The sequence below is a fragment of the Fulvivirga ligni genome, assembly GCF_021389935.1.
Lineage (GTDB): Bacteria > Bacteroidota > Bacteroidia > Cytophagales > Cyclobacteriaceae > Fulvivirga > Fulvivirga ligni.
Genome location: NZ_CP089979.1, coordinates 2145043 through 2169769 on the forward strand (window position 1 = coordinate 2145043; position 24727 = coordinate 2169769).

At 39.9% G+C, this 24727-nt stretch carries 27 protein-coding genes; 15 read left to right on the forward strand and 12 right to left on the reverse strand.

Annotated elements, in window-relative coordinates:
• Positions 1–29: 29 nt before the first annotated feature.
• From LVD16_RS09495 to rpsT, 3 genes are all read right to left on the reverse strand, one after another.
• Complete coding sequence (locus tag LVD16_RS09495; protein WP_233773697.1) at positions 30–635, reverse strand: DUF1684 domain-containing protein; 606 nt, start codon at positions 633–635, stop codon at positions 30–32.
• Positions 636–638: 3 nt separating this feature from the next.
• Positions 639–1334, reverse strand: coding sequence for a RadC family protein (radC, locus tag LVD16_RS09500; protein WP_233773698.1), 696 nt, complete (start codon positions 1332–1334; stop codon positions 639–641).
• A gap of 119 nt (positions 1335–1453) precedes the next feature.
• The gene (gene rpsT, locus LVD16_RS09505) at positions 1454–1705 is read right to left on the reverse strand and encodes a 30S ribosomal protein S20 (RefSeq protein WP_233773699.1); all 252 of its coding nucleotides are present in this window, start codon (positions 1703–1705) and stop codon (positions 1454–1456) included.
• A 121-nt stretch (positions 1706–1826) separates the two neighbouring features.
• Between rpsT and LVD16_RS09510 the strand changes: the two genes are divergently transcribed.
• On the forward strand, positions 1827–2807 hold the full coding sequence (locus LVD16_RS09510; protein ID WP_370687638.1) for a zinc dependent phospholipase C family protein: 981 nt from the start codon (positions 1827–1829) through the stop codon (positions 2805–2807).
• Between the two features lie 21 nt (positions 2808–2828).
• On the opposite strand, the gene LVD16_RS09515 is transcribed toward LVD16_RS09510, so the two are convergent.
• The gene (locus tag LVD16_RS09515; RefSeq protein ID WP_233773701.1) at positions 2829–3356 is read right to left on the reverse strand and encodes an SRPBCC family protein; all 528 of its coding nucleotides are present in this window, start codon (positions 3354–3356) and stop codon (positions 2829–2831) included.
• Between the two features lie 118 nt (positions 3357–3474).
• Here LVD16_RS09515 and LVD16_RS09520 point away from each other — a divergent pair, with 118 nt between their 5' ends.
• Positions 3475–5355, forward strand: coding sequence for an ABC-F family ATP-binding cassette domain-containing protein (locus tag LVD16_RS09520; RefSeq protein WP_233773702.1), 1881 nt, complete (start codon positions 3475–3477; stop codon positions 5353–5355).
• A gap of 60 nt (positions 5356–5415) precedes the next feature.
• Positions 5416–6180: a TMEM175 family protein gene (locus LVD16_RS09525; protein ID WP_233773703.1), complete on the forward strand. Its 765-nt coding sequence runs from the start codon at positions 5416–5418 to the stop codon at positions 6178–6180.
• On the opposite strand, the gene LVD16_RS09530 is transcribed toward LVD16_RS09525, so the two are convergent.
• Positions 6167–7630: a S8 family serine peptidase gene (locus tag LVD16_RS09530; RefSeq protein WP_233773704.1), complete on the reverse strand. Its 1464-nt coding sequence runs from the start codon at positions 7628–7630 to the stop codon at positions 6167–6169. The genes LVD16_RS09525 and LVD16_RS09530 overlap by 14 nt on opposite strands.
• 39 nt (positions 7631–7669) lie before the next feature.
• On the opposite strand from LVD16_RS09530, the gene LVD16_RS09535 reads away from it, so the two are divergent.
• Entirely contained in the window at positions 7670–8959 is a 1290-nt protein-coding gene (locus LVD16_RS09535; protein ID WP_233773705.1) for an aminopeptidase P family protein, read from the forward strand.
• Between the two features lie 47 nt (positions 8960–9006).
• Here LVD16_RS09535 and LVD16_RS09540 read toward each other — a convergent pair whose 3' ends face one another.
• Positions 9007–9210 carry a hypothetical protein gene (locus LVD16_RS09540; protein WP_233773706.1) on the reverse strand — a complete coding sequence of 68 codons (204 nt, stop codon included), beginning with the start codon at positions 9208–9210 and terminating at the stop codon, positions 9007–9009.
• A 54-nt stretch (positions 9211–9264) separates the two neighbouring features.
• On the opposite strand from LVD16_RS09540, the gene LVD16_RS09545 reads away from it, so the two are divergent.
• Positions 9265–9687 (forward strand): RidA family protein, encoded by a 423-nt coding sequence (locus tag LVD16_RS09545; protein WP_233773707.1) that lies wholly within the window; start codon positions 9265–9267, stop codon positions 9685–9687.
• Positions 9688–9734: 47 nt separating this feature from the next.
• On the opposite strand, the gene LVD16_RS09550 is transcribed toward LVD16_RS09545, so the two are convergent.
• Positions 9735–10061 carry a HesB/IscA family protein gene (locus tag LVD16_RS09550; RefSeq protein ID WP_233773708.1) on the reverse strand — a complete coding sequence of 109 codons (327 nt, stop codon included), beginning with the start codon at positions 10059–10061 and terminating at the stop codon, positions 9735–9737.
• Between the two features lie 11 nt (positions 10062–10072).
• A complete protein-coding gene (locus LVD16_RS09555) occupies positions 10073–10486 on the reverse strand; it encodes a hypothetical protein (protein ID WP_233773709.1) in 414 nt (137 codons plus the stop codon).
• Positions 10487–10604: 118 nt separating this feature from the next.
• Here LVD16_RS09555 and mce point away from each other — a divergent pair, with 118 nt between their 5' ends.
• Positions 10605–11012, forward strand: a complete 408-nt coding sequence (gene mce, locus LVD16_RS09560; protein WP_233773710.1) for a methylmalonyl-CoA epimerase — start codon at positions 10605–10607, stop codon at positions 11010–11012.
• Here mce and LVD16_RS09565 read toward each other — a convergent pair.
• Entirely contained in the window at positions 10999–11175 is a 177-nt protein-coding gene (locus tag LVD16_RS09565) for a hypothetical protein (RefSeq protein ID WP_233773711.1), read from the reverse strand. The genes mce and LVD16_RS09565 overlap by 14 nt on opposite strands.
• Positions 11176–11356: 181 nt before the next feature.
• On the opposite strand from LVD16_RS09565, the gene thiL reads away from it, so the two are divergent.
• On the forward strand, positions 11357–12388 hold the full coding sequence (thiL, locus tag LVD16_RS09570) for a thiamine-phosphate kinase (protein WP_233773712.1): 1032 nt from the start codon (positions 11357–11359) through the stop codon (positions 12386–12388).
• Positions 12389–12455: 67 nt separating this feature from the next.
• Here thiL and LVD16_RS09575 read toward each other — a convergent pair whose 3' ends face one another.
• A complete protein-coding gene (locus LVD16_RS09575) occupies positions 12456–12824 on the reverse strand; it encodes a hypothetical protein (RefSeq protein WP_233773713.1) in 369 nt (122 codons plus the stop codon).
• A 61-nt stretch (positions 12825–12885) separates the two neighbouring features.
• Positions 12886–13470 carry an acyl carrier protein phosphodiesterase gene (locus LVD16_RS09580; protein ID WP_233773714.1) on the reverse strand — a complete coding sequence of 195 codons (585 nt, stop codon included), beginning with the start codon at positions 13468–13470 and terminating at the stop codon, positions 12886–12888.
• Positions 13471–13614: 144 nt separating this feature from the next.
• Here LVD16_RS09580 and LVD16_RS09585 point away from each other — a divergent pair, with 144 nt between their 5' ends.
• The 5 genes from LVD16_RS09585 to LVD16_RS09605 are packed head-to-tail and all read left to right on the forward strand — an operon-like array spanning position 13615 to position 19135.
• Entirely contained in the window at positions 13615–14307 is a 693-nt protein-coding gene (locus tag LVD16_RS09585; protein ID WP_233773715.1) for a class I SAM-dependent methyltransferase, read from the forward strand.
• A 42-nt stretch (positions 14308–14349) separates the two neighbouring features.
• Positions 14350–15687 carry an ethanolamine permease gene (gene eat / locus LVD16_RS09590; RefSeq protein ID WP_233773716.1) on the forward strand — a complete coding sequence of 446 codons (1338 nt, stop codon included), beginning with the start codon at positions 14350–14352 and terminating at the stop codon, positions 15685–15687.
• 3 nt (positions 15688–15690) lie between these two features.
• Positions 15691–17076, forward strand: coding sequence for an ethanolamine ammonia-lyase subunit EutB (locus LVD16_RS09595; RefSeq protein ID WP_233773717.1), 1386 nt, complete (start codon positions 15691–15693; stop codon positions 17074–17076).
• Between the two features lies 1 nt (position 17077).
• Entirely contained in the window at positions 17078–17821 is a 744-nt protein-coding gene (gene eutC, locus LVD16_RS09600) for an ethanolamine ammonia-lyase subunit EutC (protein ID WP_233773718.1), read from the forward strand.
• 27 nt (positions 17822–17848) lie between these two features.
• The gene (locus LVD16_RS09605; RefSeq protein ID WP_233773719.1) at positions 17849–19135 is read left to right on the forward strand and encodes an amidohydrolase family protein; all 1287 of its coding nucleotides are present in this window, start codon (positions 17849–17851) and stop codon (positions 19133–19135) included.
• A 63-nt stretch (positions 19136–19198) separates the two neighbouring features.
• Here LVD16_RS09605 and LVD16_RS09610 read toward each other — a convergent pair whose 3' ends face one another.
• Positions 19199–19732, reverse strand: coding sequence for a DUF4924 family protein (locus LVD16_RS09610; protein WP_233773720.1), 534 nt, complete (start codon positions 19730–19732; stop codon positions 19199–19201).
• A gap of 172 nt (positions 19733–19904) precedes the next feature.
• Between LVD16_RS09610 and lepA the strand changes: the two genes are divergently transcribed.
• From lepA to LVD16_RS09625, 3 genes are all read left to right on the forward strand, one after another.
• Complete coding sequence (gene lepA / locus LVD16_RS09615) at positions 19905–21689, forward strand: translation elongation factor 4 (RefSeq protein ID WP_233773721.1); 1785 nt, start codon at positions 19905–19907, stop codon at positions 21687–21689.
• Positions 21690–21720: 31 nt separating this feature from the next.
• Positions 21721–22614, forward strand: coding sequence for a bifunctional 5,10-methylenetetrahydrofolate dehydrogenase/5,10-methenyltetrahydrofolate cyclohydrolase (locus tag LVD16_RS09620; RefSeq protein WP_233773722.1), 894 nt, complete (start codon positions 21721–21723; stop codon positions 22612–22614).
• A 61-nt stretch (positions 22615–22675) separates the two neighbouring features.
• Positions 22676–24595: an OmpA family protein gene (locus tag LVD16_RS09625; protein WP_233773723.1), complete on the forward strand. Its 1920-nt coding sequence runs from the start codon at positions 22676–22678 to the stop codon at positions 24593–24595.
• Positions 24596–24727 lie beyond the last annotated feature (132 nt).

Sequence of the window (24727 nt, forward strand, 5' to 3'; positions counted from 1 at the left end):
CTGTTCAGTATCTTATCATAGAGTAATCCTTATAGCTCTTTATAAGTCTTCTCGCCAGCTTTTATAGGTACAGTTAAAAGATTTTCACTTGGAGGTAGCGGGCAGCTGTATCCTGCGGTATAAGCGCAGTAAGGATTGTAGGCCAGGTTAAAATCAAGTAAAATGCCATTGCCACCATTGTGTTTTACTTCTAAGTATCTGCCACCACCATAGGTTTCGTCAGCACTGGTATCATCTGCGAAGGCTAGGAATAAAACATCTTCCTTCACATTTTCCATAATCAGTAGTTTTTGTTCTTTCCCATCTAAGGTGAAGCTGGCATAGCCGTATTCCAGATATTCTTCCGGCTCTCCCTCGCTGGTGGCCAGTTTTCTTATTTGAGGATCTTCCTTGGCTGTAAATTTAGCATTGATCTTATACTTCAAGTCAGCAGAAAAGAACTTCAGGCCTTCAAATTTTACCTTTTGAGCCACGAATGGGGATTCATCAGAATTCCTCATAAAAGACTCTTGCGCATCTCTTTTTTTGTCTATCTCAGCTTTGTATGATTCTGGAGATTGGCCTTGAAAGGAATAAATAAAAATGATCACTACAGTAAGCGCCACTACGCCTATAATCCACTTATTTCTGCTCATAACTTATAGCATATTTTCATCTGCGAAGCTAAAATAGCCATTGTCAGTGAAAATGATGTGATCCAATACCGGGATTTCTAAAACTCGGCCTCCTTCTGTCATTTTTTTCGTCAGGTGAATGTCTTGTTGACTGGGCTTGAGGTTGCCGGATGGATGGTTGTGTACCAGGATGATACCGCACGCCAGTTCTTCCAGGGCTGATTTGAAGATGATTTTAGGGTCGGCCACAGTACCCGTAACTCCTCCGCTGCTTATCAATTGTTTTTTAATAACCATATTTCTGCGGTTGAGTAGTAAAATCCAAAACTCTTCGTGGCGGTTGTCTAATAATTCTGGTGATATGATTTTATAAGCATCCTCGGAGCTGGTAATTTGGGGCTTCTTTTGGGGTTCGGTGTCTTTTCTGCGGCGGCCAAGCTCCAGAGCGCTTACGATGGATATGGCCTTGGCCTCACCAATGCCTTTGAATTTCATCAGATCCTTTACCGAAAGCTTGGCCAGTTGATTAAGATCATTCCCTGATTGATTCAAGATGTGCTTGCTCAGATCTACTGCAGACATGGATCGGGTGCCTGACCCGATAAGTATTCCAATAAGTTCAGCTTCTGATAATGAGGCTTTTCCTTTTAATAAGAGCTTTTCTCTGGGGCGGTCTTCTTCTGCCCAGCTTTTTATGTTGAGATGGTCGGCTATGGTCATATCACCCGTGGCTTAGTTGGATGATATATAAGTTATCACATTTTGAGTAAAAAAGATAGTAAAACAGAAAAGCCTTATCCCGCGAGAGATAAGGCTCTTCTATATATCTTAAATACTAATTAAAGGCTGTTAACCATTTTAGTTAACTTAGACTTTTGGTTAGAAGCCTTTTTCTTATGTATAATATTTTTCTTTGCTAGTTTATCAAGCATAGAAGAAACTGTTTTTAACAATTCCTGCGCCTCAGACTTATCAGTAGTACCGTTTAACCTCTTTACAAAAGTTCTAGTGGTTTTGTGTTGGTACTTGTTTCTTAATTTTTTTGCATTATTCGATCTGATTCTCTTTAATGCTGACTTATGATTTGCCATATCTGATATTTATTCGACTTCGCCTTGTTAATTTTGAGTGTGCAAAGGTAAAGCTATTTCTAATATTTACAAAATGTATCTCAAGAATAATTTTAGAAAAAATATGCTTACCTTAATATAGATGCGATTTTTGGCTAAAATATTTCTTTTTATAGCTCTGCTTATCCCGTTATCCAGTCTTTCTGGTATCTGGGGTTTTTATGGTCATCAGAAAATAAACCGATTGGCCGTTTTTACTTTACCGCCAGAAATGATAGCCTTTTATAAGCATCACATCAGGTACATTACCGAAAATGCAGTTAATCCTGATAAGCGAAGATATGCAGTAGATGGAGAAGCTCCAAGACATTTTATTGATATTGATGTATATGGTGACTCTGCCATCTATAAAATGCCACGATATTGGAATGCAGCCGTAGAGCAATTCACGGAAGATACTTTGCAAGCCTATGGAATAGTGCCATGGCATGTTTATAGAATGAAAGGCTGGCTTACTGATGCCATGAGAATTAGAGATGCAAAGGCTATTTTAAGGTTATCAGCGGAGCTGGGCCATTATATTGCAGATGCTAATGTGCCGCTACATACCACAGAGAACTATAATGGCCAACTTACTGGTCAGAAAGGGATTCATGGTTTGTGGGAATCCAGGTTGCCAGAGCTTTTCTCTGAAGATTATGATTTTCTGGTAGGTAGGGCAGACTATATCGAAAATACTCAGTTAGCTATATGGCAGGGTGTAACACACGCTCATGAGGCTCTGGATTCGGTGCTGCAATATGAAATTACGGTATCTCAAAAGTTGGAGGAAGATAAGAAGTATAGCTTCGAAACTCGTGGTGCTGCCACGGTAAAGGTCTACTCCAGAGAGTTTTCCAAAGAATATCATGTCATGCTTAATCATATGGTAGAGCGGCAGATGAGGCGGGCTGTAAAGATGGTCGGTGATTTCTGGTATACCTGCTGGATAGATGCAGGGCAGCCAGATTTAGAGGCCATCATTGGCGTGGAGTTTTCGGAAGAAGAACTAAAGCAACGAAAAGAGGAACTTCAGGTCTGGAAAGAGAAAAGATATGCTTCAAGAGCTCATGAGGTAGAATGAGCTCTTGAAAATATTAAGTTGTTATTCTACAGACTTTTTAAGGTTGGTCAGGCCTTGTTCATAATCCGGCCCTACCATTGTTTCTAAATCCATGAAATTATACATGATTTTGCTTATTGCTCCAGGTTTTTCCTCATAGGTCCAGGTAACTTCTGTAGCGCCAGCTTTGGGTTCAAACAGTAGTTTTGCATGGGCTTCACCACCATAACCAAAGTCCATTCTATTGTCTATCAGTTCATTTTCCTTTACTTCTACCGTCCACATGGAGCCCTTGCCTAGGTTCACGCTGTCGCTTTCCCAGTTCATGCGGGCATCTACGCCGCTATCGGGGCCTTCATAAGTATATTTGGCGCTGGGGTCTTTCGGATACCAGGGAGACCAATCATTGAATTCTTTCATGTTGGCAGCTTTGGTATATACTTTTTCTACGGGGGCATTGATAGTTATTTTTCTTTCCATGTACACTTCTGATGGACCAGTGAAATACATGATAAGTGCTATCACGAGTATTAAGCCTAAGATGGCTATAGCAATTTTACCGATTTTCATAAGCTGATTGTTTTTAGGCAATATAGAAATTATTGATAGTTTCATCAATAGCTACCTTTGGGTGAGTATTTTGTTGGCTAGCATGTTATGTGCGTATAAATTCATGTAGTTTTGTTGAATGAATTACTTATCTGTAGATAAAATCTCGAAATCATTCGGAGCCAGAGTGCTCTTTGAAAATATATCTTTTGGTATTGAGGCCGGTCAAAAAGTAGCCTTGGTGGGTGTAAACGGAAGTGGTAAATCTACGCTTCTTAAAATTTTGGCAGGCATTGATGAGCCTGATTCTGGTGAGGTGGTGATTGCCAATGATGTAAAAGTAATGTTCTTGAATCAGCAGCCGGATTTTGATAGTAATTTATCGGTAATTGATGCTGTGCTGGAAAGTGATGAACAGCTTCCCACTTTGGTGAAAGAATATGAGCAGCTGCTGCAAAAAACAGCTGAAGATCCTAGTGCTGTAGATAAGCTTACTTCACTAATCACCAGAATGGATGAGCTTGATGCGTGGAACTATGAAAATCAGGTAAAGGAAATTCTTGGTAAACTGGGTATTCATGATCACCAACAAAAAATTGGTGAGTTATCAGGAGGGCAGAAGAAACGCGTAGGGCTGGCAAAAACACTCCTGGAAAAGCCGGACTTGGTTATTCTGGATGAGCCTACTAACCACTTGGATTTAGAAGCTATTGAATGGCTGGAAGAGTACCTTTCTCAAAGCCAGATGGGAATAATTATGGTTACTCACGATAGGTATTTCCTGGAAAGTGTTACGAATGAGATTATAGAGTTAGATCAGCAGCAGGTATTTAAATACTCTGGTAATTATTCTTATTTTCTGGAAAAGAAAGCTGAAAGAGAACAAATACAGCAGTCTGAGAAGGAGAAAGCGAAGAACCTTTATGGGAAGGAGCTGGAATGGATGAGAAGACAGCCTAAAGCCAGAGGTACAAAAGCAAAATATAGGGTAGATGCCTTTGAAGACATTAAGAAAAAGGCCCATCAAAATCTGGAGAAGCAGAAGCTGGAACTAGAAGTGAAAGGCAGACGCCAGGGAGGCAAGGTGTTGGAAATTGATGCGATATCTAAGTCATTTGGAGAGAAAGATCTGTTTAAGCATTTCTCATACATATTTAAGAAAGGTGAAAGGGTAGGTATAGTAGGTAAGAATGGTACTGGAAAGTCTACCTTTTTAAATATTCTCACTGGAGCTCTAAAGCCAGATGCAGGTGAAATTGTAAAAGGAACTACTACAGCCATTGGTTATTATAAACAGAAAGAGCCTGAGTTTAAGGCGGGTAGTAAAGTGATAGATGTAGTGCAGGAAATAGCCGAAGTGATCACAATGGCCGATGGAAGTACAGTGACTGCCTCTCGGTTTTTGACGCTTTTTAACTTTTCTCCTTCCGCTCAGTATGATTTTGTAGATAAGCTCAGTGGTGGTGAAAAGAGAAGACTGCAGCTATTATGTGTGCTTGTAGAAAATCCGAACTTCCTTATTCTGGATGAGCCTACCAATGATCTGGATTTGATCACCTTGCGCACTTTGGAGGATTTTCTAAGTCAGTTTCAGGGCTGCTTGATTATTGTATCTCACGATAGATACTTTATGGATAGATTGGTCGATCACTTATTTGTGTTTGATAGATCTACTGAGATTGAAGATTTCCCAGGGAACTACACCGTGTACAGAGAGTACGCCAAAGCCAAAGAGGAAGCTGAGAAGTTTGCGGGCACCAAGATTGATTCTGAGCCTAAAGTTGCCAAAGTGAAGACGGAGGAGGCCAGAAAAATGACTTATAATGAAAAGAGAGAGTTTGACGCTTTGGAGAAAGAACTCGAGGCGCTGAATAAAAAGAAAGATCAGCTAAATGAGCAAATGAATTCTGGTGAGCAGGATCATGTGAAGCTCACTGGCTGGGGCGAAGAACTGAAACAGGTTGAGAATCAAATAGATGAAAAGGAAATGAGATGGCTTGAGCTATCCGAGCTGGGTTAATAGGATCAATGCTAAATTTTAATTAAACTGGCACCTTCATTGGCAGCTAAACCTAAATAAATGATCAGAGACCAGTTTAAAACCAAGAACGAGATTTCGCCAGAAGGCTTCAGGTACCGTGGGTTGGAATCCACCAGGCTAGAAGCCCTTACTGATACAGTGTTTGGTTTTTCTATAACGCTATTGGTAATATCTGTTTCTGTGCCAAGTACTTATCTTGAGTTGCAGGTCTCTATGTATGGGTTTCTGGGTTTCATCTTTTGTAGCATGATCTTGCTGGCAATATGGAATGGTCATTATAAATATTTCACGAATTATGGTCTGGAAGACGGGTTTAACCGAACTTTAAACTTCCTTTTTCTTTTCATTTTGCTGTTCTATGTCTATCCGCTAAAATACCTATTTAATGTGCTGGGCACTGTAGTTTGGCTACGGGTGATGCAGGTTTTTGGCGTTCATTCTGAGGCATTCTTGTTGAAAGCCAGAGAGATGCAGGCGGCCAATTTGGAAACGGATCAGTGGGCTGATCTTATGATCAGGTTCGGTGTAGGTTTCTTTCTTATCTATCTCATCTTTTTCTTATGGCACTGGCGAGCTTATAATCAAAGAGAGCATTTGGCCTTAAATGAAAGGGAAGTGTTGCTTACCAAATACCACCTGAAACGTTATGGCCTTATTTCACTTATTCCATTAGTATCGATGCTGGTGGTCATTCTTTTTGGAGGCACAGCATCAGGATGGGCAGGACTGATTTATCTGGGAAATGTCTTCATCATTATCTTCGATAAAAGATTTAGAAGAAGGTTGCAGGCTACTCCCAAATGATCTCAACACAGTTTTCAGGTGAAGCTACGGTGGTTCTCTTGGCTTCTTTCTGTCTTTTTACCGTTACTTTGCCATTTCTGGATATCAATAGTTTCTGAAACAGCACATTAACAGCATCTGATTTATAAAATGCTACCAGATTGTCAGAACCCATCATCACTTCTACCTCATCGGCTTTAGTCTTTATTATCTTTCTTTGGGTTTTGTTTTTCCCTCCATTCAGTATATCAATGGCCTTTTTGATATTAGGTACACCATAACCCAGATAATTATTAGGCAGCTGAGATAAATGAGCTGACTGCTCCAAAGCTTTCCTGATTTCTTGTGGTGTAGCTTCTGGAAAGCCCTGTTGCAAGCTGGCGATAAGCCCTGTGATTACCGGAGCAGCAAATGAGGTTCCTGAAACGGAATAGCAGGAGAGGTCCGGCTTTATATGTTTCAGATTTTCTGGCCCGATGGAGCTGTAATATTGTCTTTTCCAGTTACGTATGTCTGTGGCCCCCACGGTGATAACCCCTTCAGCATCAGCAGGCACGGAAACTACTTTAAATTTATTATTGCCGTCATTTCCAGCAGCCAGCACTATGGTCATGCCTTTTTCTTTAGTGGCGATATTGGCCGCTTTTGTAATAGCGCTGGATGAGCCATCTACATCAGAAGGAGAGTAGTTTTGAGAGGCATCATTGAAGCCGGTAGAATAACCCACTGAGGAGTTGATAAGGTATACACCCTGCTCATACATCCATTCTACAGCAGCAACCCAGTGGTCTTCCTCGCCTCGGTACTCTTTATCGCCCTGGTCGGTACGGGCTAAGTAGAACATGGCTTCTGTAGCAGTACCAAAGTACTTTTCAGAGCCCGATCGGCCTGCGATCATAGTCCAAACTTTGGTGCCATGATTATCCTGATATCGGGCTGACCCTGTATATGGATTAGTTACATCCTTTTCAATATAATTTTTGTAGGCAGCCACCTGCTTGTTACTGAGGATATGAATGAGTTCATCCGCTTCATCGGCACCCAGAAAGCCACCGTCAATAATTCCTATTTTAATTCCTTTTCCGAACCAGCCTAATGCTATCAGTGTATCAGCATTCATTTGATTGAGTACCTGTACAGCTTGCAGGGAGCCGGTGCCTGAGTGTTCTCTAAAATGGATTTCAACCGGGCTGAGCGCTTTTACAAAGCCTAGGTTTGAAATGGATTCATATTCATTTTGAGATAAATAGGCCGTTGTGGCATTGAGCCATTTGGAGTTAGTTCTTGCGGTTATTCCCAGTTGTGAAAGGCTATCTAAATAGGCCTGATTTACGGGTAGGTCGTAGAGCTCTGTCTTACTGAGAGTGGGGACTTCCTGCGTTTTGTCTTTGAAATATATCCAGTACTTTTGTTGCGCATGAAGGGATAATGAAAATAGCGTGATACACGCCAATAATAGTGATTTTTTCATGCTTTAATTTATTGAATTGAAAACCAACTACCAGAAGTAATGAGATACCAACCCATAAATAACGAGCTTTTTACCATAAATAGAAGTCGATTTGCTGAAATGTTGAAGCCTAACTCCATTGCAGTCTTCAATTCTAATGACATTATGCCTACCAATGCGGACGGTACTATGGCTTTCAGGCAAAATAATGACCTGTACTATCTATCAGGCATTGATCAGGAAGAAAGTATTCTGGTTATTTATCCTGATTTTCATAATGAAAGGCTAAGGGAGATATTGTTTCTAAGAGAGACTAATGATGAAATTGCCATTTGGGAAGGTCATAAATATACCAAGCAAGAAGCCAAGGAGGCGAGTGGTATAGAAACCATCTTTTGGTTATCTCAGTTTGATAATGTTTTTAATACGTTAATGGCTGAGGCTGAATATGTTTACTTAAATACTAACGAACATATCAGAGCTGCTGTTAGTGTAGAAACGCGTGATTCCAGATTTATTAAACAGTGTATGGCCAGCTTTCCGTTGCATAAATACGAGCGTGTGGCGCCTATTATGCATGAGCTTAGGGCGGTGAAATCAAATTTGGAAATAGCCACGATGCAGAAGGCCTGCGATATTACCGAAAAGGGTTTTAGAAGAGTGCTGGAATTCACTAAACCTGGAGTGATGGAATACGAAGTTGAGGCTGAGTATATTCATGAATTTGTTCGTAATGGCTCCAGAGGTTTTGCATATACACCAATAGTAGCGTCAGGATTTAATGCTTGCGTGCTTCATTATATCGAAAACAGTCAGGAATGTAAAGATGGCGATCTATTGCTGATGGATGTAGGGGCAGAATATGCTAACTACAATTCCGATATGACTCGTACTATTCCGGTGTCAGGTAGATTTACTGATAGACAAAAAGATGTTTATAATGCTGTGCTGAGGGTGATGAAAGAGGCTATGCAAATGTTAGTGCCTGGAAATGTAATTTCTCAATACCATAAAGAGGTTGGTCTATTCATGCAGAGTGAACTGGTGCAGCTTGGTCTTCTAGATCAGACAGATATTAAAAATGGAACTGATCTCATGCCAGCATACAAAAAGTATTTCATGCATGGCACATCTCACCATCTCGGCCTGGACGTGCATGATGTAGGTAATATTTATCAGGAGATGAAGCCTGGAATGGTCTTCACTGTGGAGCCTGGAATTTACATTCGCGAAGAGAATATGGGTATTCGCTTAGAGAATAATGTGGTTATCACAGAAGACGGCATCATAGACCTGATGGAAAATATTCCTTTAGAGGCTGATGAAATTGAAGACCTGATGAACTCCTGATATCGTGCTGTGGAATTATTTTCCACAACTTGCACCAAATTCATCAATTACACTTCTGGTTGGAGCTCTACACGGGGCTCCTTCACCTCTTTATTTTTACCCCAGTTTCTTTTGTAAGCTACTGCACTTTGATACTTTAAAGCTGCTCTATTCTTGAATTCTGTGATTTTTGAGGCCTTTTTCTTGATATATCGACCTAAAACGAAAAGGGCAATGGCACTATAGATAATGGTAAGTATTGTTACGAACATAGTTTTATCTGTTTAATTTTACTTAATAAACCTTCAACATAAGTGCCATAAATTATGACCGACTCTAAAAATATATTCAATTCAAGTAACGCACCTGAGGCCGTAGGATTGTATCCGCATGCTCGGAAAGTAGGAGAACTGCTGTTTCTTTCGGGGGTGGGGCCTCGTAAAAAAGGAACTAAAGAAATACCCGGAGTAACCCTAAATGCAGCGGGTGAAATTGAAGCTTATAACATAGAAGAGCAGTGTAGATCGGTCTTTGAAAATGTAAGAACCATACTTGAAGATGCAGGCTCTTCATGGGATAAGTTAGTAGACGTTACGGTTTTTCTTACCAATATGAAAGGGGACTTTGCCACTTATAATAAGATTTATGCAGAGTACTTTAATGATACTCAACCTTGTCGCACCACAGTGGAAGTAAATGCTTTACCAACGCCAATTGCTATTGAGTTGAAGTGTATAGCTACTATATAAAAAAAAGCCTCAAAAGAGGCTTTTTTATTTAATATCTAAAGTAGTCCTTAAACAGCGAAGCTTTCACCGCATCCACAGGTACGAGTAGCATTGGGGTTAATGAATTGAAAACCCTTACCATTTAAGCCATCAGAAAAGTCTAAAGTGGTACCTAGTAAATACAGTAGACTTTTCTTATCTACTAATATTTTAATTCCTTTATCTTCAAATATCTCATCTGAAGCTTCTACAGCGGCGTCAAATTTCAGGTCATACATTAAGCCTGAGCATCCACCACCTTGTACAAGTACTCTTATATTATGATCAGATGTTTTTCCTTCTTCATTTCGAAGTGAAACAATCTTGTCTTTTGCTTTATCGGTTACGTTAATCATGTTTTGTTAATTTAAGCTACTGGGTTTAAAACCACACTAAATACCGTGATGGTGTTAGAGTCACGGCCGTAATATAATTTATCCAAGGCATCATACACTCCGCTGGCTCTGAAATAAGAGGTGTGAAGCTCTTTTTCACCGTTAGCGATCCACTGTATGGTGTAGCTGCTCTCTTTCTCTTTATAGTGCTGCACATATTCCAGCATTTTTTGTAGAGCATCTACTTTGTCAAACCCTCTCACAGAGTGAAATAAGAATGACTGATGGTGCCTTGGGTTGATGGTGATCAGGTCCAGCTTCACTTTTCCCTCTACATTGCCGTACTCAAACATAAGGGCATTACTCCTTAGCCCGAGATGGCTTTTTATCTCTTTCTGTATGCGTGCTGCCTCTACGTGAACATCACTGGAAGTTTCCATCATCATAGCGGTATTTCTGATACTAATTGAATAAATTTAAAAATAAAACTTTACCAAAATTTAAAAAGTTTCAAATTTTGAGCAAAGTTAGCCAAAAGCTGGCTTATCCCCTAAACGTAGAATTATGATTAAAGTTGAACATATAGGAATAGCAGTTAAAAATATAAACAACTCAAATGAGCTTTTTACCAAGCTATTTAACCAGCAGCCATATAAATTAGAATCAGTGGAATCCGAAAAAGTGTCCACTTCTTTTTTTCAGATGGGTGAAACAAAGATAGAATTATTGGAAGCTACTGATCCGGATTCACCGATTGCTAAATTTATAGAGAAGCGCGGTGAGGGTATTCATCATATTGCTTACGAAGTTGAAAACATTGAAGCAGAGATGAAGAGGTTAAAAAATGAAGGATTTACCTTACTGAATGAAACACCGAAAAAAGGAGCAGACAATAAGTTGGTTTGCTTTTTACATCCCAAATCTACTAACGGTGTTTTAATAGAGCTTTGCCAGGAAATTACTTCTTCTTGAAGCTCTTAAATTTCTTTGGAGTTGCCTGCCCGTACTGAATAGAGTTATAGTGCTTCAGTTTCTTCTTACCCACAGCAGTTTTGTATTGCGGCTTTGGTCCGCAAGAGGTAAGAATGGCAAGTAAAGTCAGTATAAAACAAAAATATTTGATCGTGGCTTTCATAATAGTTGGTGTTCTTCTGTGCTGCTACTCGAGCAATCTGTAGATTGATAGGTTTCAAGCCACATTTGTAACCCCGAATGAAGCCGATTTAAGGATATAGCCTTACCTTTGCAGGGTAAATGACAAAATATATCGATGAATTGAAATTTTCAGTTTCATCACATGATAATAAAACTTGATAATGAGCGAAAATAGAACGGAAATAGGTAAGCTGGGAGAGTTTGGGTTAATAGATAAAATAAGTGAGAACTTTTCAATCACTAATCAGGAAACGGCTCTGGGAATAGGAGATGACGCCGCGCTTATTGATAGTGGTGATCATTACACTGTGCTGTCTACTGACATGTTATTAGAAGGAGTGCATTTTGATCTTTCTTTCATGCCATTGCAGCATTTGGGCTATAAAGCTATTGCTGTGAATGTTTCAGACATAGCAGCCATGAACGCTACTCCTAAGCAAGTTACGGTGAGCCTGGGCTTGAGTAACAGATTTTCGGTAGAAGCAGTTGAAGAGCTTTATAGAGGTATAAAAGCAGCATGTGATAGCTATAAGGTAGACCTCATTGGCGGAGATACTACTTCTTCAAGAAGTGGTTTGGTGATTTCTGTTACCGTAACCGGTATAGCCAACAAAGACGCAGTGGTTAAAAGAAGCGGAGCACAAATAGACGACGTGATTTGTGTAACAGGTGATTTAGGTGGTGCCTATATGGGACTTCAGATATTAGAAAGAGAGAAGCAGGTTTTCCTGGCTAATCCTGATATGAAGCCTCAGCTGGATAAGTATGATTACATCGTACAAAGGCAGCTTAAGCCTGAAGCCAGAATGGACATTATCCATGAACTAAAAGACTTTGGTGTAGTGCCTACTTCTATGATAGACGTTTCTGATGGTTTAGCGTCTGAGCTTTTCCACATCAGCAAGCAGTCTGAGGTAGGAATGAAGATTTATGAAGATAAATTACCGATCGATAAGCAGACTTATGACACTGGTTATGAGTTAAATATAGATGCTACTACTGCATCACTAAACGGTGGTGAAGATTATGAGCTGCTGTTTACAGTTTCTAAAGCAGACATGGAAAAGCTAAAGAAACATGCTGATATTCACTTTATAGGAGTGGTGCAAGCTAAAGAAGCTGGAAATATTATGATTACTAAAGGGGAGAGAGAAGTGATACTTCAGGCGCAGGGCTGGAACCACTTTGAATAGTAATCCAGGTTAAATAAGATTGTAAAGGTTTTTGAAGTAGTAAGAACTTCAAAAACCTTTTTTTATTTTAATCTATCGGGTAAGGAATGAAAACGAAATTGGTAAAGTCTTCATCCACCACAAAAAGACAGCAAAACTCATCAGGGTCTTTGTAGTTAGCCTTAAATTCTTCCAACGCATCTTCTGCTACAATCTCTCTCTGCACAAATTCATCTAAATAAGAAGCATTGTAGTGCCAGTTTACCGCCAGCTCAGTTTTGCCTACAAGTAATTGACCAATAGGTAATTCTATTTTTGAAATAGGAAAAATAGGGTAATCTGAAAATCCCCTTTTTCTAATTTGGTAAGAAGCCTCTTTTAGTGTGTCTGATACTACCACAAAGTCTTCAGATATCTGTCCTAAATACTTTCCGTTAAGTTCCGGATCGTTATTCATAATAATGATTCTTTTATTGTGAGCTACAAAATTAACAAAACAAGTGCTTTTGAGTATTGGTTTAGTTGTTAAGTAGCCAATCTGAGGTAAATTTCTTTATCTGTGGGAAAAATTCATTGAATTCTTCTTTAAACTCCTGCTCATATTTAATCAGTTCTTCCACTGCTTCATCCATTTTAGATTCGAACTTGGTGCGGCTACTAAGGCCTGTTAGCGCCCTATCTATGCCTTCAGTATACTGATAGCTATATAACCAATCGCCCCGTTCCATATACTTAAACATTTCTTTGGCCCGGCTGGGAATATTATCTTTCAAAGTGGCAATGGATTGGTATACACTCAGAGAAAAATCTTTAAGCCCTTTTTGGTGGAATTTATCCCACTGGCTGGCTAAAAAGTAGTCATAAAAAAGATCTACTATAACGCCGCTGTAATGCCGGTATTTCTGGCTCAAACGTTTTTTGCTCTCCAAAACCAGCGGGTGTGCATCAGTATAATTATCAATCTGCCGGTGAAGTAAAATGCCTCTTTTTAAATCTCCTGAATAGTGCTCATATCTTTTGCCCTTTACAAAATCACCGATGAGGTTTCCCACCAATAATTCAGTGTTTTCTCCAGATAAATATGCATGAGCGAGTAGATTCATAAGGGGTAATTATAAAAAAGATTTGCTTAAGATAGGTCATTTTGAGTCAGCAAAAGCACGTTTGTTATATGGTTTCTTTTTTTTAATGAATAATTAATGAAATTGAAATATATTTAGCCATCTCTTAATCACAATATTGCAAGCATGTCTAAAGATGTTTATGGTCAGGCGCTAAAAGATTACTTACAGGGTAAATTTGAAGCGCCTTTATTAATTCATAATAACTATGGAGAGCCTGAAGAAATGCCAGTGGAGGTGTTTTTTCGAGAGCCTGATGACCTTTCTGAGCTTGAACATTACGCTCTGGAACTGTGCGATGGTAAAATACTAGATGTAGGCGCTGGTACCGGCGTACATACACTAATGCTTCAGGATAAATATTATACTGTGGCGCTTGATAGCTCGAAAGATGCTTGTAAGGTAATGAGTCAGCGCGGAGTAAAGAACATCGTTCATGCAGATTTAATGCACTACAAACCAGATAGAAAGTTTGATACCATGCTTATGCTTATGAATGGTACAGGTATTCTGGGTACACTTCAGGCCTTTAAAAACTTTCTTACCTATGCTCAAAATTTGCTTAATGAAAACGGCAGGATCATAGTGGATTCCAGTGATATAGAATACTTATATGAGGAAGGAAATTACCCTGACTACTATTATGGGCAGATTGAATATCAGTTTGAATACAAGCAGGAGCTGGGCGAAATGTTCAAGTGGCTATATATAGACCAGGATTCTTTAACCAGAATAGCTGCTGAGGTGGGTTGGGCTACTCATATTGTTTTTGAGGGGGAAGAGGATGAGTACCTTGCTGTACTGCAGCCTTTTAGTTAAATTGTTGCCTTTACCTAATTAATCCTAAACTAAACCTATCTTATGAGCAGCAAACCGGAATCCACTGGCTTGAAAAAAGTACTACGTCCTATTCATTTATGGGCAATTGCCGTAGGGCTGGTAATAAGTGGTGAATATTTCGGTTGGAATTATGGGTGGGAGGTGTCCGGAACGGTAGGTTTTCTGCTGGCAACTTTGGTGATCACCGTGATGTACATCACCTTTATATTTAGCTTCACCGAGCTTACATCTGCTATACCTCATGCCGGCGGTCCGTTCGCCTATTCATACCGAGCATTTGGATTTATGGGCGGTTTTATTGCCGGATATGCCACTTTAGTAGAATTCTTATTTGCTCCACCAGCCATAGCCTTAGCATTAAGTAGTTATTTACATTTTCTCCATTCGGCCATTCCTGTTTTGCCGTCGGCTATAGTTTGCTTTGTGATTTTTATTGGTATTAACCTGTTGGGAATCAAAGAGTCAGCTATATTTTCTTTGGTAGTGACTTTGCTGGCTGTGGCCGAGCTACTTCTTTATATGGGGCTGGTAGGTCCTGCTTTTGAATCGGAAACTTTTCTTTCAGATCCTATGCCCTTTGGTGTGTCTGGTATCTTTGCGGCACTTCCTTTTGCCATCTGGTTTTACCTGGCTATTGAGGGCGTGGCCATGGTGGCTGAAGAGGTAGAAGAGCCCAAAAAGAATATTCCGAAAGGATACATCTACAGCCTCATCACCTTAGTGCTCCTGGCTTTGGGAGTAATGATATTAACAGGAGGTGTGAGTCATTGGCAAAATCTGAGCAGTATTGATTACCCTCTACCTGAGGCTTTAGGCATAGTGCTGGGTAAGGATAACTCATGGACTAAACTATTTGCTAGCATAGGCCTTTTTGGACTTATAGCTTCCTTTCACGGTATAGTCATTGGGTATTCCCGTCAGCTTTTTGCATTGTCTAGAGCGGGATATTTGCCTGGGTTTTTGGCTCAGGTCAACAAGAAATTCAGAACCCCTCACTGGGCATTGATCGGTGGGGGAGTGGTAGGCTGTGTGGCCTTGTTAACCGGCACTACAGATCAAGTAATTATAATGAGTGTTTTAGGTGCGGTATTAATGTATATTATTTCTATGATTAGCCTATTTGCACTCAGAAGGAAGGAGCCAAATTTGGAAAGACCTTTTAAGGCCCCTTTTTATCCCTGGTTTCCTGCCATTGCGCTAATATTATGTGTAGTGAGTCTCATAGCCATTATCTGGTATAATCTTCTTATCAGTGTTATCTTCTTTGCTGCTTTATTCGTTACTATGGGTGTATACTTAGTTTTGGGCAAGCATAAAAACAAAATCAAAGCTGATTTGCTATTAGAAAAGGAGGTCTGATATATGGAATACAAGCACACCTATAATAACATCACTTATCATTTCAAGAACTTGAAGGAGGTGATGGCTAAGGCCTCTCCATTGAGGTCTGGGGATGTGCTGGCCGGATTAGCAGCGGAGAGTTACAAGGAAAGAGTTGCTGCTCAAATGACTTTGGCCAATGTACCACTCAATCGCTTTTTAGATGAAGAACTTATTCCATCAGAAGAAGATGAGGTTACGCGCCTAATTCAGGAATCGCATAATGCAGATGTATTTCGATCAATCGCACATTTTACGGTGGGTGATCTAAGAGACTGGTTGCTTTCTCAAGAAGTAACTGGGGATGTGATCATGGAAACAAATCAAGGCCTGACTCCGGAAATGATAGCTGCCGTTTCTAAGCTTATGCGTAATCAAGAGCTAATAATTGTGGCCGCCAAATGCGAAGTAGTCACTCGTTTTCGAAATACGTTAGGCCTTAAAGACTGCTTCTCTACGCGGCTACAACCTAACCACCCCACGGATGATATAAAAGGAATAGCTGCTAGTTTAATAGACGGTCTCATGTACGGCAGTGGTGATGCCGTGATTGGTATAAACCCTGCTACAGATAGCCCTTCTCAGGTGCTACATCTGTTAGAGGTGCTCAATTCATTTCGCGAAAGCTATGACATACCTACTCAGACCTGTGTTTTATGTCATGTTACCACTATTTTAGAGCTCATTGAAAACAATAAAAATGCTCCTATCGATCTCACGTTCCAATCAATAGCTGGTACAGAGGCTGCTAACAATAGCTTCGGAGTTAATTTATCTATTCTGGAGGAGGCTTATGAAGCTACACTATCTTTAGGAAGAGGCACCATCGGTGATAATGTAATGTATTTTGAAACCGGGCAGGGCAGCTGTCTGTCAGCCGATGCGCATCATGGTGTAGATCAGCAGACCTGTGAAGCCAGGGCTTACGCAGTGGCCAGGCAGTTTAAGCCATTACTGGTGAATTCTGTAGTGGGCTTCATTGGTCCGGAATATCTGTATGATGGTAAGCAGATTACAAGAGCTGCATTGGAAGATCATTTTTGCGCTAAGCTCATGGGGCTTCCTATGGGTGTGGATGTTTGTTATACGAACCATGCAGAGGCTGATCAGGATGATATGGATAACCTTCTTACGTTGCTGGGTGTAGCCGGTTGCAATTACATTATGGGGGTGCCTGGTGCCGATGATATTATGCTGAACTATCAATCAACTTCTTTTCATGATGCGCTGTACATCAGGGAGTTGCTGAAGTTGACTCCAGCGCCTGAATTTGAAAACTGGCTTATAAAACAGGGTATGATGACGGCTCAGGGAGTAATCCAGCCTTCAGAGCCACTAAGGTTTTTAGAAAGTATTAATAAGCTCTGATATGGCAGAAAACGGGAAAGCATGGGAATCACTGAGAGATTATACTAAAGCCAGAATTCTTCTGGGTAGGTCAGGAACAAGCGTACCTCTGCAAGCTGATCTCGAGTTTAGAATGGCCCATGCTTTTGCAAGGGATGCCGTTTATTCCAACATGGAATCTGATCGATTAAAAGGTGAGATTGAGAAATTGGGCCAATCAGTATTGCTACTTCAAACTCAGGCAAGTGATAGAGCTAAATATCTAAAAAGGCCTGATTTAGGTCGAAAACTGGACGAGAATTCGGCTAACCTGGTTAAAGATAATGGCGCCAACTGTGATGTGGCCATAGTTCTGGCAGATGGATTGTCAGCCACCGCTTTGAATAAAAATTCAATTCCACTCTTAGAACTACTATTGCCAAAGCTAAAAGATACTGGGCTTACTGTGGGGCCAATATCAATCGTGGAAGGTGGAAGAGTAGCGGTTGGTGATGAAATAGGAGAGGCCTTGCTAGCTAAGCTGGTCATTATTCTTATCGGTGAGCGCCCCGGATTAAGTTCTCCTGATAGTCTAGGTGCATATTTAACCTACAGACCCAAAAGAGGTCTTACCGATGAGAGTAGAAATTGTGTTTCTAACATCCGTCCACATGGTTTGGTGTATGAGCTGGCGGCCGACAAAATATTCTACCTTATATCTGAAGCATTAAAAAGAAAGCTGTCCGGTGTGAAGCTTAAAGATAATATGGGTAAGTTGCCCTCCTGAAAATAATATTTTGACCTAAATTGACTTATGAAAAAGATTTACCTACTACTAATGCTGATGAGCATAGTGGCAGCACAGTCATTTGCTCAGAGAACGCTCATTCACTGCGGTACGCTTATAGACGGAAAGAGTGATAAAGTGCAGAAGGAAATGACCATTGTAATAAAAGATGGTGAGATTGAAAGTGTAGCAAAGGGCTATCAAAGTCCATCCCAGGGCGATTCAGTGATTGATCTCAAATCAAAAACGGTGATGCCAGGCCTTATGGATATGCACGTTCATTTGGAAGGAGAAACTAGCCCAACTAGTTATATCGACGAATTTAAATTGAATGAAGCTGACATTGCGTTTAATTCAACAGTTTATGCTAAGCGTACTTTAATGGCTGGCTTTACCACAGTAAGAGATCTCGGTGGTACTGGCGTAAATACAGCCTTGAGAAATGCCATTAACAGCGGAAAAGTAGTGGGGCCAAGAATATATTCGGCAGGTAAAATTATCTCCACCACAGGCGGCCACGGAGATCCTACTAATAGCTATCGTCATGATTTGATGGGTGATCCGGCACCGATTGATGGAGTGGTTAACGGTCCCTATGAAGCTAGAAAAGCCGTGAGACAGCATTATAAAGATGGTGCGGATGTGATAAAGATTACTGCTACTGGTGGGGTTCTTAGTGTAGCAAAAGATGGTTCAGGACCTCAATTTCAGATGGATGAGCTAAAAGCGATAATAGAAACAGCCAACGAATACGGCATGATTACAGCGGCTCACGCTCACGGACCAGAAGGTATGAAGAGAGCTGTGGAAGCAGGAATTACTTCTATAGAACACGGTACTTTAATGACTCCGGAAGTAATGGAGCTGATGAAAGAAAAAGGGACCTATTATGTGCCAACCATTACAGCAGGTAAATATGTAGCGGAGAAGGCGAAGATTGATGGTTTTTACCCTGCATTGGTGGTGCCTAAAGCATTGGCAATTGGTCCTAAAATTCAAAGCACATTTGGAGAAGCTTATAAGAAAGGCGTGAAAATAGCTTTCGGTACTGATGCCGGCGTATTTCCTCATGGTGAGAATGGTAAAGAGTTTGGCTACATGGTAGAAGTAGGCATGCCGCCGATGAAAGCCATCCAGTCGGCCACTATAGTTGCTGCCCAAATGCTTAAGATAGATAACAAGTATGGTTCTGTTGAAAAAGGTAAAAAGGCAGATATTATTGCGGTGGATGAAAACCCCATAGATAACATCCATACCATGGAAAACGTGTCTTTTGTGATGAAAGACGGAGTAGTATATAAAAGCAGTAAATAGTAATTATTGATGCGTTTAAATTATTAGTCTTGAGAAAACGCTAGTCTTCTCAAGACTAATATTCTAGTTCTTATTCAAGAAGTTTTTCTGCTTGTATTTGTAGCTTAGGTAGGAAAGAATATCTCCAAAAGCATTAATTCCCGGCATTACTTCCTCTGGCACTTGCTTTCCGTTCATTCTAGCCAGAAGCAGACCATAAATTCCATTAAGACAAAGTTGAACCTCATCCGTAATGGCGCCCTCTGCCAATTCAATATACTCTTTGATATATGGCTCAGCATTTTTATAAATCTTTGTAAACTCATCGTCCTCACTTTGAAGTAGAGTCATTAACTCTGAAAGTTGAGCCACATAAGTCTGCACGGATGATAAATGGCCTCTTTCTTTAATACCTTCCTCATTCATCTGCTCCATGAGCTGAACATACCATTGTGTCATTTCAGCTTTCTCCTCGTCACTCACAGGGAAATGTTTGATAACATACTGTTTAACTAGCTCAATATCAAACTCATAGACTCTTATCAAGTCTTCTGTTTGATACATGTGAATAATATATTCTGAAATGTTGTTCTGCTTTTTGCTTTCGGCAATATTCATGAAAATCAAAATTTAGAAAATGAAGCTTATACCATCAATAAATCAAAATTAATGGTTTCATTCGTCTATAAATAATTAGTATTCTGCAATGTTAGTTAAGTACATATAAATATCTACCTTTGCACTTTTAAAATTCTACCAGTTAGAATAGAAAAGAGAGGATAATTCGTACATGGAGCATATAAGAAACTTTTGTATAATAGCCCACATTGACCACGGTAAGAGTACTTTGGCAGACAGGCTTTTGCAATCAACAGGAACTGTTACTGAGCGTGATATGCAAGCACAGTTGCTTGATGATATGGATCTGGAAAGAGAGCGTGGTATCACTATTAAGAGTCATGCTATTCAGATGGACTACGTTCACGAGGGGCAGGCATATACGCTAAACCTAATCGATACTCCGGGACACGTAGACTTTTCATACGAAGTTTCTAGATCAATTGCTGCCTGTGAGGGTGCTCTTCTTATTGTAGATGCAGCTCAGGGTATTGAGGCACAAACAATATCTAACTTATACCTTGCTCTTGAGCATGACCTGGAAATAATACCGGTGCTTAATAAAATAGATTTGCCTAGTGCAATGCCAGAGGTGGTTACAGACGAGATCGTAGGTCTTATCGGCTGTGATCCTTCAGATATTATCCATGCCAGTGCTAAAGAAGGTATAGGAATCTCTGAAATTCTTGAAGCAATTATAAACAGAATTCCAGCGCCTAAAGGAAGTCTTGATAAGCCATTAAAAGCTATGATCTTCGACTCTGTATTTAATCCATTCAGAGGAATTGAAGTTTATTTTAGAGTTTTTGATGGTGAGATAAATAAAGGCGACAAAGTAAAATTCGTAAATACGGGTAAAACCTATGAGGCGGATGAAATTGGCGTGCTGAAATTAAAGCAGCAGCCTAAAGATACCATCAAGGCCGGAAACGTAGGATACATCATATCAGGTATCAAAGTAGCCAAAGAGGTAAAGGTAGGGGATACGATAACTCACGTAAATAAGCCTTGTGAAGCGGTAAAAGGTTTCGAAAATGTGAAGCCAATGGTATTCGCGGGTATCTACCCGGTGGAAACCAGTGAGTTTGAAGAGCTTAGAGCCTCTATGGAAAAGCTTCAGCTAAATGATGCTTCACTAATTTGGGAGCCTGAAACATCTGCTGCCCTTGGGTTCGGATTTAGATGCGGGTTCTTAGGTATGCTTCACATGGAAATTGTGCAGGAAAGGCTTGAGCGTGAGTTTGATATGACGGTTATTACTACGGTTCCTTCAGTGCAGTTTCATGCAGTAAGAACAGATGGTAGTATCATGAAAATCAATGCTCCTTCAGAAATGCCGGAGCCTAACACTATATCTCACATTGAGGAACCGTTCATTAGAGCTCAAATAATTACCAAGGATGAATTTATTGGTAATATCATTAGCCTTTGTATGGATAAGCGTGGTATTATTAAAAATCAGGTTTATCTAACTACAGAAAGAGTTGAGCTTACATTTGAACTACCACTTTCAGAAATAGTATTTGACTTCTTCGATAAATTGAAGACTTTATCAAGAGGTTATGCTTCATTAGACTATGAACTTATAGGTTTCAGACAGTCTACCATGGTTAAGCTTGATATTATGCTTAATGGAGACAGAGTAGATGCGCTTTCAGCCATTGTTCATAGAGATAAGGCCTATGAATGGGGTAAGAGGCTGTGTGAAAAGCTTAGGGAATTGATCCCGCGTCAGATGTTCGAGATCGCTATCCAGGCATCTATAGGCACTAAAATTATAGCCAGAGAAAGTGTGAAGGCTATGAGAAAGAACGTATTGGCTAAATGTTATGGTGGTGATATTTCCAGAAAGAGAAAGCTTTTGGAAAAACAGAAGAAAGGTAAGAAGAGAATGAGACAGGTGGGTAACGTAGAAATACCTCAGGAAGCATTTATGGCTGTACTAAAGTTAGATTAATCCTTTTTAGATAACACATAAGAATTTAATAATGTCTCAGAAATCCATCATACTGGACGGTAAGAAAGTTGCCGATGATATTAAAGATGAAATAGCTCAAGAAGTAGAGATCCTGGTGTCAGGTGGAGGCAAAAGACCGCACCTTGCAGCTATTCTGGTGGGTGATGATGGTGCCAGCCAGACTTATGTGAATAATAAAATCAGAGCCTGCAAGAGAGTTGGCTTTGAATATACATTGCTAAACTTTCCTGAGACTATTTCTGAAAATAAGCTGATGTCAGAAATCGAGCGTATCAACGCAGATGATGATGTTGATGGCTTAATAGTGCAGCTTCCTTTGCCAGAGCATATTTCTTCATCTAAGGTTACTGAGCGTATTATGCCAGAGAAGGATGTTGATGGTTTTACTAACCTTAATTATGGTAAAATCACTTCTAAAAATCCTGGACTAATGCCAGCTACACCTTATGGAATAGTGGAGCTTCTTAAAAGATATGATATCGACATATTAGGTAAGCACTGTGTAATGGTTGGGAATAGCCGTACTGTTGGTGCTCCCATGAGTATCATCATGTCGTATCATGAAAATGCAACGGTTACAGTATGTCATATTCATACTAAAAATCTGGAAGAGCATACCAAAAAAGCTGACATTCTTATTGTAGCTACCGGAAAGCCTGGTCTTATTAAAGGAGATATGGTAAAAGAAGGGGTAATTGTAGTGGATGTAGGCATCACCAGAATTACTACTGATGAGAATGATAGAGGTTATTATTTAAAAGGTGATGTTGAGTTTGAGGAAGTAGAGCCTAAAGCTAGTTATATAACTCCTGTTCCTGGCGGAGTTGGGCCTATGACCATTGCTTCTCTATTGCTTAATACACTTAAAGCATCTAAAAACAGAGCGCAGTTAAAGCAAGCCTAATTCGTAAGGCTTTTTAGTATTTCTCATAACAGATTCATAAGTTTACCATAACTATTTTGTTATGAGAGCTACTATTATATTTATAGGTTTTCTATTTGGCTTTATTTTTTCTCAACCTGCTCTTGCTCAGAAAGGACTTCATACTAAGTCCAAAAAAGCAATCGAATATTATCGGGAGGCCGATAATCATAGAGTAAGAATGCAGTATCAGACTGCTGAGCAACTTATTCAGGTTGCCATCAAAAAAGACGACAAATTTCAAGAAGCATACATGATCCTGGCTCTTATATATAGAGCCACAGGGCGTATCGATGAGGCTGTGAGTCAGATGGAGTTCGCAAAATCTTTAGATGAGAAAAACTCCATTGTCTTGTACGAACTCGCCAAGCTATATTTACGACAAGGTAAATATAATGAGGTTTTAACAACTACTCGGGAATACCTGGCTTCGTCTCCCACCTATGACAGGCGTATTGAGGATGCCAAGAAGATGGAAGCTACTGCAGAATTTGCCATTCATCACATGAATGATGCCTCTCTGTATAACCCCCATCCATTAAGCGATACCGTGAACGCTTTCCCGACACAATACTTTCCTGTGGTGACCGTAGATAAATCGGCCATTCTTTTTACAAGAAGGTTCGGAGCATCCATGGACTTTGATGAAGACCTGGTGATCAGTTACAAAAAGGATGATGGGCAATGGGGGTTTGCAAAAAGTTTGTCCCGTAATATTAACACAGATGGTAATGAAGGTACCTGTACACTTTCGGCTGACGGAAGGACTTTAATATTTACTTCTTGCTTTGGTAGGCCTGGTTATGGTAGCTGTGATTTATATGTGAGTAAAAAAATAGGAGATGAATGGACAGTGCCTGTGAACCTTGGTCCGAAGATAAATACCAGAGCTTGGGAATCTCAGCCATCATTATCAGCAGATGGTAGGACATTATATTTTGTTTCTGACAGACATAAAGGTGATGTTGGTCACAGAGACCTATATGTAAGTATATTAGATGATCAGGATGAGTGGACATCCGCTAAAGCCTTAAGTGAGGAGGTGAACTCTATGGGAGATGAGGTGTCTCCGTTTATTCACCCAAATGGAGTTACGTTATACTTTGCTTCCAATGGATTAATGGGTTTCGGTGGCTTTGATATTTTCCGTACCGAAAAAACAGATACAGGCTGGACCACGCCTGTAAATATGGGATACCCACTCAATAATAGTGAGGATCAACTTTCTCTATTCATTACTTCAGATGGTGAGCAGGGCTATTATTCACATGAAGATATATTTGAGAATCAGAAAAGAAGTATCCTGTATGAATTTGATGTTCCAGAAGAGACACAAGTGAAATATAAAACCTCTTATGTAAAAGGACATGTATATGATGCCAAAACTCAAAAACCAATCAAAGCCGAAATTGAATTATTTGATTTAAAGAAAGTACAGAAAATTTCTCAGGTAAAATCTGACTCTGTGAGCGGAGACTATTTAATGGTGCTCACGGAAGGCGCAGAATATGCTCTGTATGTGGATAAAAAAGGCTATTTGTTTAAAAGTATGTCCTTTAACTATGAAAAGGGAACAGAAAAGCCTGTGGAGGTAGATATTTTTTTAAATCCAATTAGCGAAGGTACTTCAGTTATATTGAATAACATTTTCTTCAAATTGGATAGTTATGAGTTAGAAAATAAATCCACCACGGAGCTTGACCGGTTAATCAGATTTCTTAAAATCAATGACCAAATCAAAGTAGAAATCGGAGGCCACACAGATGATTTAGGGTCCGATGAATACAATAAAAAGCTCTCCCTACAACGTGCTGAATCGGTTTATAAATACCTGGTATCACATGGCATTCCGAAGGCTCAACTTAGGTACCAAGGCTACGGAAAGACCCAGCCAGCCGTACCTAACACATCAGAGATTAACCGTCAATACAATCGACGAATAGAATTTAAGGTCGTTAAGTGACGTTATCCCCCATTTTGGGGTAATTATCAATGTTGAAACAAAATAATATTTTAAACTTCACCCAAATTGCAGTAAAATGTTGATGAAATATTTCTCGTAAAGTGATTTTTATATTATGTTTGGAAATACGAA

Bases quoted from the DNA above. Each gene is read 5' to 3' on its own strand.
- LVD16_RS09495 (WP_233773697.1), bottom strand. From the start codon at position 635: ATGAGCAGAAATAAGTGGATTATAGGCGTAGTGGCGCTTACTGTAGTG.
- radC (WP_233773698.1), bottom strand. From the start codon at position 1,334: ATGACCATAGCCGACCATCTCAACATAAAAAGCTGGGCAGAAGAAGAC.
- rpsT (WP_233773699.1), bottom strand. From the start codon at position 1,705: ATGGCAAATCATAAGTCAGCATTAAAGAGAATCAGATCGAATAATGCA.
- LVD16_RS09510 (WP_370687638.1), top strand. From the start codon at position 1,827: ATGCGATTTTTGGCTAAAATATTTCTTTTTATAGCTCTGCTTATCCCG.
- LVD16_RS09515 (WP_233773701.1), bottom strand. From the start codon at position 3,356: ATGAAAATCGGTAAAATTGCTATAGCCATCTTAGGCTTAATACTCGTG.
- LVD16_RS09520 (WP_233773702.1), top strand. From the start codon at position 3,475: ATGAATTACTTATCTGTAGATAAAATCTCGAAATCATTCGGAGCCAGA.
- LVD16_RS09525 (WP_233773703.1), top strand. From the start codon at position 5,416: ATGATCAGAGACCAGTTTAAAACCAAGAACGAGATTTCGCCAGAAGGC.
- LVD16_RS09530 (WP_233773704.1), bottom strand. From the start codon at position 7,630: ATGAAAAAATCACTATTATTGGCGTGTATCACGCTATTTTCATTATCC.
- LVD16_RS09535 (WP_233773705.1), top strand. From the start codon at position 7,670: ATGAGATACCAACCCATAAATAACGAGCTTTTTACCATAAATAGAAGT.
- LVD16_RS09540 (WP_233773706.1), bottom strand. From the start codon at position 9,210: ATGTTCGTAACAATACTTACCATTATCTATAGTGCCATTGCCCTTTTC.
- LVD16_RS09545 (WP_233773707.1), top strand. From the start codon at position 9,265: ATGACCGACTCTAAAAATATATTCAATTCAAGTAACGCACCTGAGGCC.
- LVD16_RS09550 (WP_233773708.1), bottom strand. From the start codon at position 10,061: ATGATTAACGTAACCGATAAAGCAAAAGACAAGATTGTTTCACTTCGA.
- LVD16_RS09555 (WP_233773709.1), bottom strand. From the start codon at position 10,486: ATGATGATGGAAACTTCCAGTGATGTTCACGTAGAGGCAGCACGCATA.
- mce (WP_233773710.1), top strand. From the start codon at position 10,605: ATGATTAAAGTTGAACATATAGGAATAGCAGTTAAAAATATAAACAAC.
- LVD16_RS09565 (WP_233773711.1), bottom strand. From the start codon at position 11,175: ATGAAAGCCACGATCAAATATTTTTGTTTTATACTGACTTTACTTGCC.
- thiL (WP_233773712.1), top strand. From the start codon at position 11,357: ATGAGCGAAAATAGAACGGAAATAGGTAAGCTGGGAGAGTTTGGGTTA.
- LVD16_RS09575 (WP_233773713.1), bottom strand. From the start codon at position 12,824: ATGAATAACGATCCGGAACTTAACGGAAAGTATTTAGGACAGATATCT.
- LVD16_RS09580 (WP_233773714.1), bottom strand. From the start codon at position 13,470: ATGAATCTACTCGCTCATGCATATTTATCTGGAGAAAACACTGAATTA.
- LVD16_RS09585 (WP_233773715.1), top strand. From the start codon at position 13,615: ATGTCTAAAGATGTTTATGGTCAGGCGCTAAAAGATTACTTACAGGGT.
- eat (WP_233773716.1), top strand. From the start codon at position 14,350: ATGAGCAGCAAACCGGAATCCACTGGCTTGAAAAAAGTACTACGTCCT.
- LVD16_RS09595 (WP_233773717.1), top strand. From the start codon at position 15,691: ATGGAATACAAGCACACCTATAATAACATCACTTATCATTTCAAGAAC.
- eutC (WP_233773718.1), top strand. From the start codon at position 17,078: ATGGCAGAAAACGGGAAAGCATGGGAATCACTGAGAGATTATACTAAA.
- LVD16_RS09605 (WP_233773719.1), top strand. From the start codon at position 17,849: ATGAAAAAGATTTACCTACTACTAATGCTGATGAGCATAGTGGCAGCA.
- LVD16_RS09610 (WP_233773720.1), bottom strand. From the start codon at position 19,732: ATGAATATTGCCGAAAGCAAAAAGCAGAACAACATTTCAGAATATATT.
- lepA (WP_233773721.1), top strand. From the start codon at position 19,905: ATGGAGCATATAAGAAACTTTTGTATAATAGCCCACATTGACCACGGT.
- LVD16_RS09620 (WP_233773722.1), top strand. From the start codon at position 21,721: ATGTCTCAGAAATCCATCATACTGGACGGTAAGAAAGTTGCCGATGAT.
- LVD16_RS09625 (WP_233773723.1), top strand. From the start codon at position 22,676: ATGAGAGCTACTATTATATTTATAGGTTTTCTATTTGGCTTTATTTTT.